Annotated in this window: 15 protein-coding genes; all 15 read right to left on the reverse strand. The window is 58.5% G+C overall.

Annotated elements, in window-relative coordinates; all coding sequences use genetic code 11:
• Positions 1 to 36: 36 nt before the first annotated feature.
• Positions 37 to 405: a phage tail protein gene (locus HU715_RS13410; protein WP_186707494.1), complete on the reverse strand. Its 369-nt coding sequence runs from the start codon at positions 403 to 405 to the stop codon at positions 37 to 39.
• A complete protein-coding gene (locus HU715_RS13415; protein WP_186707493.1) occupies positions 402 to 713 on the reverse strand; it encodes a hypothetical protein in 312 nt (103 codons plus the stop codon). Before HU715_RS13415 ends, HU715_RS13410 begins: the two co-directional genes overlap by 4 nt.
• Positions 713 to 1,816, reverse strand: coding sequence for a pyocin knob domain-containing protein (locus HU715_RS27300; protein WP_225917596.1), 1,104 nt, complete (start codon positions 1,814 to 1,816; stop codon positions 713 to 715). The genes HU715_RS13415 and HU715_RS27300 overlap by 1 nt, the downstream gene beginning before the upstream one ends.
• Positions 1,817 to 1,827: 11 nt before the next feature.
• On the reverse strand, positions 1,828 to 2,502 hold the full coding sequence (locus HU715_RS27305; protein ID WP_225917597.1) for a hypothetical protein: 675 nt from the start codon (positions 2,500 to 2,502) through the stop codon (positions 1,828 to 1,830).
• A gap of 319 nt (positions 2,503 to 2,821) precedes the next feature.
• Positions 2,822 to 6,391, reverse strand: a complete 3,570-nt coding sequence (locus HU715_RS13425; RefSeq protein WP_186707492.1) for a TipJ family phage tail tip protein — start codon at positions 6,389 to 6,391, stop codon at positions 2,822 to 2,824.
• Positions 6,392 to 6,448: 57 nt separating this feature from the next.
• The gene (locus tag HU715_RS13430) at positions 6,449 to 7,045 is read right to left on the reverse strand and encodes a tail assembly protein (protein WP_186707491.1); all 597 of its coding nucleotides are present in this window, start codon (positions 7,043 to 7,045) and stop codon (positions 6,449 to 6,451) included.
• Between the two features lie 45 nt (positions 7,046 to 7,090).
• Positions 7,091 to 7,432 carry a hypothetical protein gene (locus HU715_RS13435; protein WP_186707490.1) on the reverse strand — a complete coding sequence of 114 codons (342 nt, stop codon included), beginning with the start codon at positions 7,430 to 7,432 and terminating at the stop codon, positions 7,091 to 7,093.
• Positions 7,433 to 7,526: 94 nt separating this feature from the next.
• Positions 7,527 to 8,492 carry a P63C domain-containing protein gene (locus HU715_RS13440; protein ID WP_186707489.1) on the reverse strand — a complete coding sequence of 322 codons (966 nt, stop codon included), beginning with the start codon at positions 8,490 to 8,492 and terminating at the stop codon, positions 7,527 to 7,529.
• 62 nt (positions 8,493 to 8,554) lie between these two features.
• The gene (locus HU715_RS13445; RefSeq protein ID WP_186707488.1) at positions 8,555 to 9,313 is read right to left on the reverse strand and encodes a C40 family peptidase; all 759 of its coding nucleotides are present in this window, start codon (positions 9,311 to 9,313) and stop codon (positions 8,555 to 8,557) included.
• 2 nt (positions 9,314 to 9,315) lie between these two features.
• Positions 9,316 to 10,065, reverse strand: coding sequence for a phage minor tail protein L (locus HU715_RS13450; RefSeq protein WP_186707487.1), 750 nt, complete (start codon positions 10,063 to 10,065; stop codon positions 9,316 to 9,318).
• Positions 10,066 to 10,074: 9 nt separating this feature from the next.
• On the reverse strand, positions 10,075 to 10,413 hold the full coding sequence (locus tag HU715_RS13455) for a phage tail protein (RefSeq protein ID WP_186707486.1): 339 nt from the start codon (positions 10,411 to 10,413) through the stop codon (positions 10,075 to 10,077).
• Complete coding sequence (locus HU715_RS13460; protein WP_186707485.1) at positions 10,403 to 13,288, reverse strand: phage tail tape measure protein; 2,886 nt, start codon at positions 13,286 to 13,288, stop codon at positions 10,403 to 10,405. Before HU715_RS13460 ends, HU715_RS13455 begins: the two co-directional genes overlap by 11 nt.
• Before the next feature lie 3 nt (positions 13,289 to 13,291).
• Positions 13,292 to 13,603: a phage tail assembly protein T gene (locus tag HU715_RS13465; RefSeq protein ID WP_186707528.1), complete on the reverse strand. Its 312-nt coding sequence runs from the start codon at positions 13,601 to 13,603 to the stop codon at positions 13,292 to 13,294.
• Positions 13,519 to 13,959, reverse strand: coding sequence for a phage tail assembly chaperone family protein, TAC (locus HU715_RS13470; protein ID WP_186707484.1), 441 nt, complete (start codon positions 13,957 to 13,959; stop codon positions 13,519 to 13,521). Before HU715_RS13470 ends, HU715_RS13465 begins: the two co-directional genes overlap by 85 nt.
• Positions 13,960 to 13,968: 9 nt before the next feature.
• On the reverse strand, positions 13,969 to 14,697 hold the full coding sequence (locus tag HU715_RS13475; protein ID WP_186707483.1) for a phage tail tube protein: 729 nt from the start codon (positions 14,695 to 14,697) through the stop codon (positions 13,969 to 13,971).
• Positions 14,698 to 14,781: the final 84 nt, after the last annotated feature.

The raw sequence follows: 14,781 nt of genomic DNA on the forward strand, positions 1-14,781 counted from the left end.
TCCCGCTCGATGGCGGGTTGCGGTGTTCTAGTTACGTCAGATGGGTTCAGCGGCGGCCAGCATCGGAGCTGCGATAATCTCCGGCATTGGCGGCTCAACAGGCCAGACCGGGGCCTGGTACCAAGTCGGCTGAACCGTGACCTTGCCGAGGGCGAACTTGTACGTTTTCCAGGCTTTGAGCGGCGCCCCCAGCGCGACCTGTTCAGCCTCCTCCTCTGGCGTTGCCTCGCCGATGTCGATGCCGAAGCCGATGGTGTCGATGCGATCCTGGATGCGCTCGATTTGCGCCAGAGCTCTGGCATTCCGGGCTGATAGCTCGGCCTTCGCTGCGGCCAGTTGAGCGGCCGCTGCTGCGGCATCCTTGATGGCTTTGGTAATCAGTTGGGACCAGTCAATATTGCTCATATTCCAGCCTCGAAAAGTGGTCCAGGGAACACAACCGGGCCATCCAGGACATTTTTGAGCGGAACCGGGAAGGCCTGTTCGGGGCTGTAGTTCCAGGGGTTCGGGAGCAGCAGTGTCAGAACCAGCTCGCCATTGATTCGATCTACATCCCCAGCGAACCAGATCGAATTTATTGCATGCCGCGGTAACGTGTCGCCATCGCCGACTGGCGAAAAGTCGAAGTCTTCGCCATTAACCGTCAGGACATCGCCGTTCTTTATTACCTCTAGCGTGTCATCTCGCCGCTGAGGGCTAAGTATGATTTTCATCAATACCACCTTCCAATTGCAATAATAGAACCAAACACTCCCAACGATGCTGAAGAGAAAGTGCTCCACCATTTGAAATCGCACGCTGTGTTAGACACAGTGCGCAATGTAATTCCTAATGAGATGGTGTCAGACGAGTTCCTGCCAACAAAACTAGAAACTGTAGGTGTAGCAAAAAATGGCATTGGCCAAGTAATAGAGACGCTTGCCGATTGGAAAAGAGTGCCTGACGCAGTGTTAACGGCTTGGGCTATGGTAGGCATACTAACCATGCATATCTGAGTACCGTCAGCGAAGCGGGTATATTCTCCGTTAGAGTTTGTACCCCGCTCGATAATAGCTCCTGTCGGAACCCCGCCAGACTGAGACGTCGTCCCGACAATAGGACTACCTACCACACTCCAGGCCGTCCAAGTCCCGCTGTTGAGCACTCGCTTGTATTCAACGCCGGTTGTGACCACGTAATAATTTTGGATAGCGTAAGCCTGCGTGATACTCCTGTTCCAAAGATAACCGTTGGTAGAGGAAGGTGCGCTGCCCTGGTTTGCGCCTGACGCAACATAATAGAACCCATTGGACCTGAGAGCATCGATAGTGGTCCCGGCCACGCTATTCAACGATTCAGCACCGATACCGTGGTCACCGACCCTGAGGACGCGGCCGACTGTCGAATCAGCCGCGGAGGTAGTCAGCGTGGCTGGTGCGGCCGTCCCAAGCCCCAGACCTTCGCGTGCGGTTTGGAGATCCGTACCGCCAGTACCACCCTTGTTGAGCGGCAGCACGTCGTAGTTGCCGGTGGTCTTGAGGGCTGCGAGCTGGGTGCCGTAGGCGTTCACGATGGATCTAAGCGCATCAGCTGAATCCTTGACGTAGCCCTGCATGGGTGCCAGCGCATAGCTGCCGCCAGATGCCGTCGCGCCGATGTACGGAGGATCGATGGAGATCGCCGTGTTGCTCGCTACGTTGGTGACCTCATACCACCGGCCATCCGGCCCACGAAATGCATCACCGACCCGGCTGTTTACGATGAAGGCGGTGCCAGTACCTGTAACGGCATTGGAATTCAGGGTGACGTTGACCGTCCCCGCTTTATACCAGGGCATAAAAATTTCCTTTATAGTTTCGCAAATACAGCGGGCATGAAGAATACAATTGGATTGGACGGCCCAACTGTTATCGCGTAGAGGTTCCCGCCCGAAAAATCCCACCAACAATATAACGCCCGATTAAGTCCATCATCAGCCAGCATGTGCATGCTAAACGTGTTGATGAGCATGTATTCGCCAACCGGGAAATCAAAATTGACCCGGTAATAACTTCGGGTCACCCCTTGGGAGGTGTTATCACTTTTTATATATGTCCAGTTCTGGAAAGACCTTGTAAATCTAGCGTATGGGGTGCCGCTATCAAACAAAAGCTTTGAGCTACCATCCCAAATCCTCATCCCAAAATCTGCAAGTGCAGTGGCTGCGAACCCGCAAGCGAAGTATGAACCGTTCGGTTGCAAGGTATTTTCGTTGTAGGCCCGTACGTAGAAGCCGGTCCAAGCGCCGGGGGATCCGATTACCCGCATCAAGCACAGACCAGCTATGCCGCTACTTCCGGCAGGGCGGACAAATACTAGCGGCGGCTCCTGGCTGGTAATGGTTCGTGGAAACGATGTCACTGACCCTAGCCCAGACTCTTGTGTCGGAGAATAAGTACCCTTCGCCAAAACAACGAGTCGAGTGAACTCGGAATCTACAGTCACGACATTGCTATCGTTTTTGAATTCTAGTCCGAAAGACATTAGGAAAACCTTATGGCGATTAGACGCATTGTTACGCCAGTGGTACTACTGTACTGCTCGCGACCACGAACATAGCTATAAACACGGACAGCATCGGTTATAACTTCCGTTTCAAGCTGCGAAGACAGATTAATATCGTAACTCCCAATCGGGACTACAAAGGCAGTCCCGTTGGTTGGTGTCAGCCCGGGCACAGATATAGTTTGGAAATTTTTCGAGTTACTTCCAGTGACTACACCGCTGTACACAACTCTCATCGTGAACGACGAAGGATCGAGCGTGACGTTGCCGTTCTCATCCCGGATTTCCAGCCCGTAACTCATGCCGAAAGATCTCCAAGTTGCACGCGCTTCACGCCGTTTTCGTCGTAGACCTTGATCGCGCGATTGGTCATGGTCAGGCGCCCACCGCCAGGTGCTGGACCGTTGAACTCCAGGTTTCCGGCTTTATCCAAGCGCCAGCCCTGCGAGCCGGCAACGTAGTTATCCGATTGCAGGTACTGGCCGATCTTCAGCATCGTGATGCTGCCGTCCTGGATGAAGGCCGAGTTCATGAACACCTGGCCGCCTTGGACCGCAAACGGAACCGACACGGCGCCGCCAGCGATGGTGTTCACAATCGCGAACCGGTCAGCACTCACGAGGAACTGGCTTTGCAGGCCCGCCGGGCCGTTCTCGATGCCCAAGGCAACGCCTGCGGTGATGTATTGCCCTGTTCCGGAGTTGTACTGCATCTTCACGGACCAGCTCGCGTTCACCTTCCCGTTCACGTCGTTGATGATCGACGTGTTCTGCTGGATAGCGGTTTGTTGCTGGCCAACGGTGGTGCTGATCTGGGAAAGCTGCTGCGCCGTGGCCTGCTGATTGGTGACGACCACCTGTTCGAGCAGGGTGACGTTCGCCGCGGTGCCGGCCACCTGGGCATCCAAAGTGGTCAAGCGCCGGGCCGAGGCTTCGTTTTCAGAGGCTCGAACGCTGCTCTCCGAGGCTATAGCCGCGGTGCTGGTCCACCCCTTGATGGCATCGGCCAGCTCCCCTTCCCCGTTGTCGTCCCGATACGCAGCCCGCAAGGCTTCGAAGGCCGTGGCCTGGGCGGTGACCACGCCGTCGATCTCGGTAATGTCAGCGGTATTGGTCGCCACCTGCTGAGCCAGGCCATTGGCCGTCTCGACCGACTGCCCCACATCGAGCCAGTAGGTGGTGTTTGGCGGCGGCTTGTTAATCGGCACGGGGGCCTTGGCCTGGTACAGCCGCTGCCCCTGACGAACGATGTCGTTTTTGACATAGGTCTTGGCCGGGTCATAGAGCAGGATGTCGTCGAGCGCGTCGATCTGGTCCTGGAGGCCGGGTATTTTCTCGATTTCCGTGAGCAGATCCTCACCGAGCTCCGTTTCCGTGATCTGCCCCTTGATCAAATCAAGGATCGGCCCGGCGTTCGAACTGGCCTGGCCCAGCACCCCGTTGCCGACTGGGTGCCATGGCCCGATGTTCCCGGTGCGGTCCACCAGGCGCGCCCAGAAAAAGAACGTAGCCCCGGCCAGCAGGCTTTGCAGGTTGTAATCGTTCTGGGGATACGCCAGGTCGGCCAGCTTCGTGGCATTTTCCAGGACGTTGGTTGGGCCGTACCAGATCTCTGTCCGCTGGGTGTCCTCGGCGCCAGCAGGGAATCCCCACTTGAGGCCGATGCCAAACAGCAGCGAGGTCGCCGTCAGGAACGACACCGCCGGCGGCAGGCCTTCCTTGCCCTTGAGCTCGGTCAGCATGGAGTTACGCCAGATCGACGAGATGTCGAATGCACTCACCGCGCGGACGCGGGCAACGTAGGCGCCGGCATAGATGCCCACTACATCGACGTTGGTCGAGCCGGTGCGCTGGACCTTGATCCAGTTCCCGCTGTCCTTTCGCCATTCGACGTCATAGGCCACCGCCCCATCGACGGCAGGCCAGCTGATTGTCATGGTGGCCACTGCCAACCCCTGGACAACCGAGGAGGTCGATACGACTGTGACACTCGTAGGCGCAGGCACGACGGTGATCGGAATGACACTGATCGGCCGGTCTTCCAGGCGTGCGCCGGTGTCGATAAAGGCGAACTTGCTTGGCTCGTACTGCAGAGCACTGATCTCGAAGTCGCCCTCGGTGGTGCGCTTGGTCCGCAGGACCCGGTACAACGGGATCGCTAGGTCGTCAGCATCCAGCGCCCACTGAAGCTGTGCCCGCGGCGCCTCGCTGTAGGCGACGGTCACGGTCACGGCACGGCCAGCGACACTCTGTACGGTGCGCCCTTCTGCGCGCCCGCCGGGCAGGTTGATGATCAGTCGGTCCCCGGCCTTCGCCAGGGTGTCGCGGTCAAGAGTCACAACACGACCGGCCACAGCCGATATCCGCCCGCCAATCTCCCGGCCAGCCAGCAGAGAATCGGCCACAGGAATGATGTGGCCCGGGAGCGGGATCACGCCTTCCATGCCGGTCTTGAAAGTGACAGTGCGGTCCAGGTTGTTGCTCAGGATCGCCCACTTACCACGGCGCTGGGCCTCGGATGCACGGGTGCAGCCAATGGCACTCAGTTCAGTTGGTCGGTCCCCATAGCGGCGCTGAAGGCTCAGATCAGAAAACGGAATGACGTCGGTGTCGTAGTTGTTCGCCGGGTTGTCGTAGCTGACAAGGGCCCGGGTATACCGGGTCTTCGCCGAGGCGCTGCCGTAGGAGAACTTCCCGTCGATGACATTCGCCCGGGTGAATACGTAGTCGAAGTCCTGCGCACGCGGCATGTCGGCCTGCATGATCAGCTGGCCCTGGGCCCAGTAGGTCATCCCGCGGTAGATGCCGGAGATGTCCCGCAGCAGCGTCCAGGCGTCGGCCTTGCCTTGCAGGTTCATGTCACAGAGGAAGCGCGGCTCTGTGCCGCCCAGGCCGTCGGGAACGAGCTGGTCGCAGTACTGTGCGATCCGGTACAGCTCCCACTTGTCGACCATGAACGCCTTGATGCGCTTGCCCAGGCCGAAACGGTCTTCAGTGCAAACGCCGTACGTGATCCAGGCCGGGTTATTGGTCCAGGCCAGCTTCATGCTGCCGTCCCACGTGCCCGTGTAGGTGCGGCTGATCGGGTCGTAGTTGCTCGGGACCTGCCATTTCCGGGCCTTGCACTTCACGGTGACGGCTGGGATGTTGGTGAACTGCTCGGCGTCGAACTCGATGTACAGCAGCGCGGTGTTCGGGTAGCGCAGCTTCGCATCGATCACCTCGGTGAAGCCGGCGATCAGCATGGTGTCGGCAATCTTGTTGCTGTTCTGGTTCGGCGTGATGCGGCGGACGCGGATCTGCCAGCCTGTGGTTGCCTCTGGCAGATCGACACGCTTGGAGCGTTCATAGCGGGTGGTGGTCTTCCCATCCGCAGCATCTATCAGCACCTGCTGATAGGCTCCGCCGTCGGTAGCCACGTCGATTGCGTACTCGATGCGATAGCCGCCAATGTTGCCTTGGTTGTCCTGGCGCTGAAGCGCGGGCCAGGCGAAGCGCAGGCGCACGGCTGAAAGTTGGGTGTTCGTAACGGACCGAACCCAGGCCGCATCGCTGCGCAGCTCGATGTTCAACGATGTCTCGTTCTCAACAGATGGAATTCCGGGGATGTAGGTCTGATCGACAGACCCGGATCGCCACTCCCACTTCACGTTGGGGAAGTTGACGTTGCCGCTGGCGTCGTTGATCGGCGTGTTGTCCAGGTAGATGTCGGCAGCCGTGGGCACCCCTTCAAATTCACCCTCTCCCACCGCAATGAGCAGCTTCGCCACGTTCGTCGAGCGCAAGTTGTCGCTGGCCTCAGTCGGGGACTTAGGCTTTTTGTCTCCGCCTTTCGCGCCATGAATATCGATCTTGCGTGCTGCGCCCATGCTTTCCTCCAGGCGAAAAAAAACCGCCTCATGGGCGGCCTGCTTACTGCGTTCGGTTTACGTTTTGTCTTCGGCGTAGATCGAGGCGGAAATGATCATCCCACCCCACCGGCGCTCGCCGATGCAGATCGGGACAGGGTTGCCGCTGGCCGTGGTGTTCTTGGCGCTGCCGAAGGCGTAGGACGGTGCGTTCTCAGGTCCGGCACTTTGCTTGAGTCCGGAGGCCTGGGGGCTGAGCATCTGGATGACGCCGCCGGCGATGAGGCCAATGCCCGCAGGAGTCAAATATGGTGCAGTAACCGGAAATACATAGGAAATCGCCAGCAGAACCACACCCACTACAGTCTGCAATACGCCGCCTCGCTTGCTGCCTTCAACCACTGGAACGATTCGAATCTCGCGCGTTCCGCCCAGGTCAAACTCTGTTTCCCCTACGTTCCTACGATTGCGGAACACAGCGAAGCGCATCCCCAAGGAGGCGAGCCGTTTGATTTCCTTTTCGAATCCATCAATGGTGCAATTCAACGCTTTGAACACCTCACGAGAGGTTCCAGAGTCGATCTGCTTGGGATGATCGCGTCCAAACTTCCTGGCCAGCGACCCTGACAGCTTGACCATAGTCATGCCTGAATTGAATGAAACAGCGTCGGCCATCGCCTTCTCCTTCCATAAAAAAACCGCCTCTCGGCGGTTTCGTTTTTATCGACATTTTTGAAGCGAGTCTCGAAGAGCTCCTCGTCCCAGCTGCGACCATGCAACACGCTGGTATAGCTTGGCGACGCTGCCAGACTTGGCATGGCTTATGTCCAGCACATCGTCAGTTTGCTGCGCGAAACCGCTTACAAGGCGATATCCGGCCGGCGTTTCGCTCATGCTCGCATTGGAGTTGTGCTCCTGCCATTCAGGGAACACACAGAGGGCGAAGGCTTTCGGCGCCTTGGTGGATGTAACAGTGACTGCCGGGGCTGATGACATCAGGTCGGATGGCGATGAGCACCCCGCCAGCAAAGCGACAGCTACCGCGCCTACGAACAATCTCATGGGGTCACTCCTGTGGAAGATGGCCACAAGATATCAGAAATGAAAAAGCCCAGCGGGTGGGCTGGGCTTTGTGAGTGAGCGGGGAAGTCGGCACTTAAAGGTTAAGGGATCGCTGTCCGTGAATCTGTTCGGCAATGTGCCGCTCGTACTCTTCACGACTCCTCGAGACAGATGCGATACCCATAATCTTGCCTACCTGGGTCCGCAGTGCTTTTACGCCAATCTCACTGAGAAACATGTGAATCTTATCGCCTTTCTCGCCGTTTTCTTGCTTGCTTGCTTTAGCCAAGCTGAAGACTTTTCCCGCGCTTTTCGCTAACGGCTTGTAAATGTGGTCGATCGTCAAATACTTGAATTCCCAGGGCCGGCCTCTTTCGGGCTTCACGAGCCCATACAACCGATACCACTGTTCGTACAGTTCTGGGGAGAATTCCTTCTCGTACTCGCGAGCTTCTTCCGCAACGTACATTTTGTACGCCGCAATGACTTCCTCTTTGGTCCTGTCGTATCCGGCCAGCGCATAGACCAACCCCTGAATACCGGCTTTAGCAGACGCTCCCAGAATAATTTGGGCCTGGGCAACGATTTTCGCGTGCCTTGGAAGCAAATCACCACGCGCATTAGCCGCCACGAGCGCCTGGCAGATGTCGATCAGCAAGCCTACCTCGTAACCATGAATTTTTCGAGGAAGAGGCAGTTTCGCTCCCGGGTCAGAACCCTTAAAAATCAATGGGTTATCCACTTTTTTTAGTAGGTTCGCTCCCAGAGCTTTCGAGATGGTTTTGCCGTGGACAAACCTAGACAGTGCGGTGCCGCTAGAGTCCGAATTCAGGAGAGCTACAGCCATCCCACGCTGACCAATCACAGCGGTTTTCTGTGAATCATTAAGGACGTAGCACTCAACATCAATGCCGAACGCCTCCTTAAAGTTGCCCTGGTGCGCGACACCTGTTCCCCAGCGAGTTGCGGCCCCTTTTTTCGCAATTTCTGTTCTAGCTTCTGATGTCAGTGCCAGCGCTCGTGCTGCACCACCTTTGGCCTTACCCTTTAATTCGGTCATGCAAGCATACTCTGGATGTGTATGCTTGCATTTAGCGCCACACTTGCAAGCATGTCAACAGATTACATGCTTGCATTTTTATGCCGAAGAATCAGCCGGGTTCGGTCAAGCCACGGCCCACCGAAGACGATTATTTCGCTCGGGCGCCCATACAGGTGGTGCAGCAGGAATGGCCCTGGGCCGAAGGTAGCGGCATCCTCGCCGGGAAGCACCGGATCAGCGCCAAGGAAAATACCAGCGTGGTTCGGATGAACCGTCCGCCCCACCTCCATCACAATCATGTCGCCGCGCTGTGGCTGGTCGACCCGGTAGAAACCAGCGGCCTCGTAGTTCGCCTCGTACAGGCTGGCATTGTCCTTGCTCTCCCACCAGCCGTCGGCGCGCATAAAGGCCTCGAACTCGAGTCCCCACTCGCGTTTGTACCAATCCGCGCAGACCTGCCAGCAATCCCAGGCGCCGTGGACAAATGGCCGCTTCAGTAATGGCGTCTCGCCGGTGGGTACTATCGTCCGCAAGTCGCCCTCCGGCCAGCTCAGGATGTGCCAGGGCATGGCCGTGGCTTCGCACATCGCCAGGTCGCGCGGTGACGGTCTGCTGGTGGCGTCCGGGTGCGAGTGAACGATGCCGATCACTTCGCCCAGGTCTTCAGCCGCGGCGTATTCCTCAGGATCTATGCGGAACTCCTCGCTCGGCTCCGTCGCGATGTTCGTGCAAGGGAGGTACTGCTGCTTCCGGCCCAGCGCCAGCAGCAGCCCGCAGCACTCTTTCGGGTACTCGGCCGCCGCGTGCAACTGAATCGCGCTCAAGATGTGTTTGCGCATGGTCAGCTCCGGGCGATCAAGGAAACAGCAGGGAAACCGCCGAATGGCAAGGCGTTTCCCTCGCCGAAGCGTGGAATGCATCCCCGGCCAAGCGTGGCATCACATTCGTCGAGTTCTGGGTTATCGGTGACCACCCCATCCTTTGTCACGTAGGGCCCGGTGTAGCCGCAGTTCGGCCCACGGTAGCCGCCGGTAAGGCACCAATGGCACAGCGTCGTGGCCTGGCGCCCGATGGACTCCCCGCCCACGTCACCAGGGCTGGCAAGCTCCCAAGTGACCGTCTCACCGTCCTCATTCGTCTTCTGGTCGATGTACCACACATCGATCGTCTCTTGGGTTGGGTCGGCCTGAGGATTGCCGCCGGGGAAGTTCTCTGCGTCGAGGTACGTGCCCAGCGTGTGGCGCATGGTCAGCTTGAACTCGAGCAAGTCATCGAAGGCCAGGCACAGGGCGGTAATCCGACCATTGACGTTACCCACCGACAACGTTGGGCGGACGGCCGTGCCGTCGCCGTTGGATTCAATGCCGTCGATCTGCATCGGCCAGGCGCCGTACTCGTTGCCCTGCCAGTAAATCGACTTGGCCTGCAATTCATCTGCCGCGGCGCCGGCGGCGATCAGTTCCGCAGCCGTGTACGGTATCGAGTGCCCATGGAAGCGCAGGACATCTGCGCCATAGTCAGACCCGTCCAATTCGAAAAGCAGCACTTCGCTGCCAGGCTCGAGAACCTGGATTTCACTGATCAGCGGCATGATTGCCCCTTAAGGGAGAAACGATTGGGTGAAGGTAGTGGTCAGGGTGAACCACCCGGCACCTTTCGGCGTGATCGACGGTGCAGTGCCGCGGAAGAATGAGAGCTCCCCAAGCGGCGGCGTCCATAAGAACGACTTGTGCCCGGCGTGGCGATCCAGAAACGCTTTGATTTCCAGCGCCACCGCTTCCCTAACCACAAACGTCAGCGGCCAGGAGTCGACACGATTGTTCGGGCCGTCCCCGACGACCTGCTCGTAACCGTTGCCGAACTTCGAAGAGCGGGTTCGGTATTCCGGCGTGCTGGTGGACTCGACCATTGGGCACCAGTCGAACGTTTCAACGGCCATTCACGAGCCTCCAGATTTTTCCGCCAGGCTGGGTTTCCCTAACGATTTCCTGCTGTGCGCCGCGTTTTGCGACATCAGCGTAGGCTTGGCCCAGGGCTTGAGAGTCTTGCTGCGATGCTCCGGCGCCAGCGCTCTGCACCTCAAAGGACTGATTGATGACGATCTGCCCAGGCGCCGCCGGCGAGCCGGACGAGCCGCCCGACAACCCAACATAGCCGCCATCCGCATACCCTCGCTTGTTCAGATTGACCAGGTATTCCTTCATGCCTGGCCGGTCCACAACCTCCTTGCGGATTACCACCTCACCACCGTGGACTATGCCGGCCGGCTCGTACTTACCGCCTGGGCCGGTGTAGCCGCCATCATCAAACCCATATTGGGCGCTATAGCCAGCGGCAGTGCTCCCCGCCGAAACCGGCGCACTGCCGCCGCCGAACGCACTCCCAATTGCCGTGCCCAGGGCGCTCCCCGCGATGCTGCTGAAGACGCCGGATGCGGCCGACTCCAATGCCATCTTGGCGATCATCTTCGCAAAGCTCGTGGCCACCTCTCCAAAACTCTGGTCGGCACCGAACGCCCAATCAACCGCGGCGTCAGTGAGACCGTCATAGAGCGATGTGAAGGCCGCCCTCGCCTGGCCAGCGACGTCCTTCGCCTGATCCACGTAGTTCTGAAAAGCCGAGGATGCTCCCAGCGTCCAATCACCCCGGGCTTCATCCTCATCGGCGTAGAATTTGTGTTGCATGGCCAGGCGTTGATCGAGCGCCGACCTCAACGCCTGGGTTTCCTTGTCGTACAGCTCGGTGCTGAACTGGTCCTTGTTGCTCTTGTTGTAATCGGAAGTCAGCTTGTCCATCTGCGACTGATAGGATTGCTGGATGCTGCGCTGCTCCTGCAAACGCTTGCGTTGTTCATCACCCATGCCGATGCCGGCCAGGTTGTTGTCGAGGCCCTGCTGTGCACTGGAAAGCTGGCTCTTCAGGTTCTCATCGAATGCCGACAATTTTCGACGGGTCTCCAGCGCTTTCTCACGCAGCGTGTTCTCAGTTTCGAGCGCGGCGTTGCGCTTGAGTTGGGCGGTGATCAGTTCCTTGTTGGCCAGCAGCGACTGCTGTTCAGCAGTGAGCGTTTTCTTGCTCTTGATGTCGGCCAGCTGCTGTTCCCACTCAACCAGCTTTTTCGCATTCGCACCAAGCGTCTGGCTCGCCGCCGACTGATCCCCAATCAGCGCACTCTGTTGCTGGATCACTGCGTACTGCTGCTTCGCCTGGTCAAGCGCCTTCATGCCGGCGTCTTCACGATACGCCGGTGCCTTGGCGGTCTTGGCATCCTTGTATTTCTCGTTGATAGCGGCGATATCCTTCGCCTGCTGCTCTGCAGAGATCAACAACGACTTATCGCCCGAAGCCTTCGACTGTGTGACGCGCCTCTCAACCAGCAGCCGGTACTCCCCCACCTCGCGTTCACGCTTGACCGAGTTGCTCTCCGTTTCTTTGCGCAGCTTGTCCAGGCGCACCTGGTCTTCCAGCGATTGCTGCTGTTGTTGCTGCTGAAAGCCTTTCGCGGCGGCCCGTCGATCCTGTTCGGACTTAAGCACCAGTTTTTCGGTTTTCTCCCGCTCAAGGGCGTCCTTGCGGAAGCTGTCATCGGGCGTCAGATTGCTCAAGGGATCCGCTGGCCTTCCTCTGGGATCGCGCTTGCTACGCAGTGCCGCACTGTCGGCGATCGCGTTGAGTTGTTCATCCAGTTTCGCGATCTGCTGATCAAGCGTTTCCTCACGCCCAATGTTCAGCGCCGCATCCCAGGCCCCTTTGGCGGCATTCCTCACCGCCCCCCAACTAGCCTCAAGGACGCCGAGGTTCTGCTTGATGGATGTGGATGTGCGGTTCAACCCGTCTTCATACGCGGCGGTTGCCAGCGCGGCGGCTTCCAGGGTCTTCCCCTGCTCCTGCAACGACTTGATGTTTTCGTAAGTGGTCGCCGTCAGGAAATTCATAGACTCGTTGAGCTTCAGAATTTCCGCTGTAGGGTCCTTGGCGATCCGCTTGAAGTTTTCGACCGTGGTCTCTGCAGCGATGCCGGTAGCCGATTCGAACTTGATCGCCGCGGCGGCCATGGATTCGAACGCAGCCACTGGTATGCGCGTAGATGCCGCCAACTGCGCCAGCACTTCGGATGCTTTGCCGACCGTACCGCTAGCGCCCGACACCTGGCGAGCCATGGATGCCAAGCTGCTTGCCGTGGTGCCGGCGGTATTCCCGGTCATTGCCAGCGAGGTAGTAAACGCCGTTCCCTCGTCGGAACCTTGCTTGTACGCCAGCGCGAGCACCGCGGCCGCAGCCGCCGCAACGGTGAACGGATTCACCAGCCCCAGAACATACCCGCCCAAAGCCTTAGCCGCCGGACCGGCTCCGCCGAACATATCCTTGAGCTGCCCGCCCTGCTGGAGGAAAACCGTCAGCGGATTCTGCCCAGCCTGCAGGGAAACGGCGATATCGGTGAACTGTGCAGGCACGCCCCGCAGGTTGGCCGCATATTGCTTAGCGGTCTGGCCGTTCTTGGCCATTACCCGGTCCACCTTTTCAACCGCGTCACGCTGCTCCTTCAGCTTATCGAGGTACATGGTGAAGTCGGCATTGTCCAGCCGGCCTGCCGCTCGGTGCTTGCGCAGCTGCTCTTCCATTTTGTCGAGGCGGCCATAGGCCCCAATGACTGGGTCAATCTGGCCGACCAGCTTATCCAACTGGTCGGCTTGGTACTTGGCTTCCCGCGTGGCGGATTTGAGAGAGCGTTGTGCCCGGTCCATACCCTTTTCAAAGCCGCCAGTGTTGGCAACCAGATCGACCGTCAGTTGGCCAAGTGAATCAACAGCCATAAATCACCTCTTGACCGACTGCAGCAGCGCTAAAAGATCCTGCGGCGTGGCTGCTTTTGGCTCGGGCTTCTGTCCACGATCAGGAAGGAAGTCTTCAAAGGTCGCCTTTCCGCCGTGCACGTTGTTTAGCAGCGTCGCCAGCATCGCAAACCCATGCTCGACGCGAAGCCCCAGATTCAGCGAGCCCGCCTTCTGGGCGTACTGCATCCAGGCCAGCGCCTCGACATATGTCAGGTTTTGCTTTGCTTCCCGGATCGTACGGCCGCCGACGCCCGCGAGGACGAGCTCGTGCCAGAACTCTTCCTCGGCGTCGATTTTTTTTCCAGGGCACCCTCCGGCACCTTATTGACCTCGCCAATGGCAGCGAGCAACACGATTGCGAGCTCAGCGCACAACGCACCATGCCCTGTATCCGGTCCGCCAACCACGTCAGCCACGGTGAACACCGGCTTGCCATCCTTATCGACGATGCAAGAAGCAATGCGTTGAGCAGTAATGTCCCCGCCCTGGTTCTGCGCATCCCAACGCTGCGTGACCGAGATATACGACTCATGAGCCACATAGACCGTGGCTTTCTGAAGCTTGCCACCTGAATGCCATTGGATTTCCTTCTTCACCGGCGGCGCGGCGAATGCGCCGGCGGCTGCCAGCGCTGCGATACTCAGATCCATGGGACTTCCTTAAGCAGAGGTTTTAACGATCAGTTCGATCTCGCCGGATACCTGAATACCGACGTTGGACTTCACGACATCACCGAGTCCAAAGGTGAATGGGAAGGCGTTCATGTAGCCTTCGAAGGTGAGCCAGGTCCGGGTATTGGGCAGGTCGAAGTCCGCGCTTTCGTTGATCAATGCACGAGCAGAAGCGCCAGTACCATCGCCACCGGTGAGAGCCACCGTCGGAATGGTGGTGTAACCAGAACCAGCGTTGGTGATGGTGAAACCGGTGACTTTTCCGTCGGCAATTTGGGCCGTAGCAGTCGCACCGCTACCGCCACCGCCGGTGATGGCAACGGCTGGAGCCGTGGTGTAATCCGTGCCCGCAGAGTTCAGCACGATGCCAGCCAGCGTGCCTTCAGCACCTACCAGGGGCGGGATGCCGGTTTCCGCTTCAAAGTCGTATCCGTCCGACCAGCCCACCACCCACTTGAGTTTGGTTCCCGCTTTCTTCAGTTGGTGCAGTCGCAGATGGGAAGGATTTTTCGGGTCGATGTTCAGGCCAAACGATGCAGATCCCGGCTCGGCCAAGCCCGCTTCATACTCGCGAGCCTTGGATTTGGTGCACGTTACGTCGATCTGCGCGATTGCAGTGTCAATCCCGTCCAGCGAGGTGAAGCAACCGACATCGATGACGCTGTTGTCAGCTGGATCCAGCGCGAAAAGCTCCGTGCCTTGGGTGTTAATGGTCAATTTCGTACTCCCCGATTTCCTGCGAAATCACTGTTTGACGGGCATAAAAAAACCCGCCGGGGCGGGTCGTTTTTTCTGGTGCGG

It is taken from the genome of Pseudomonas zanjanensis (assembly GCF_014268745.2).
Taxonomy (GTDB): Bacteria; Pseudomonadota; Gammaproteobacteria; order Pseudomonadales; family Pseudomonadaceae; genus Aquipseudomonas; species Aquipseudomonas zanjanensis.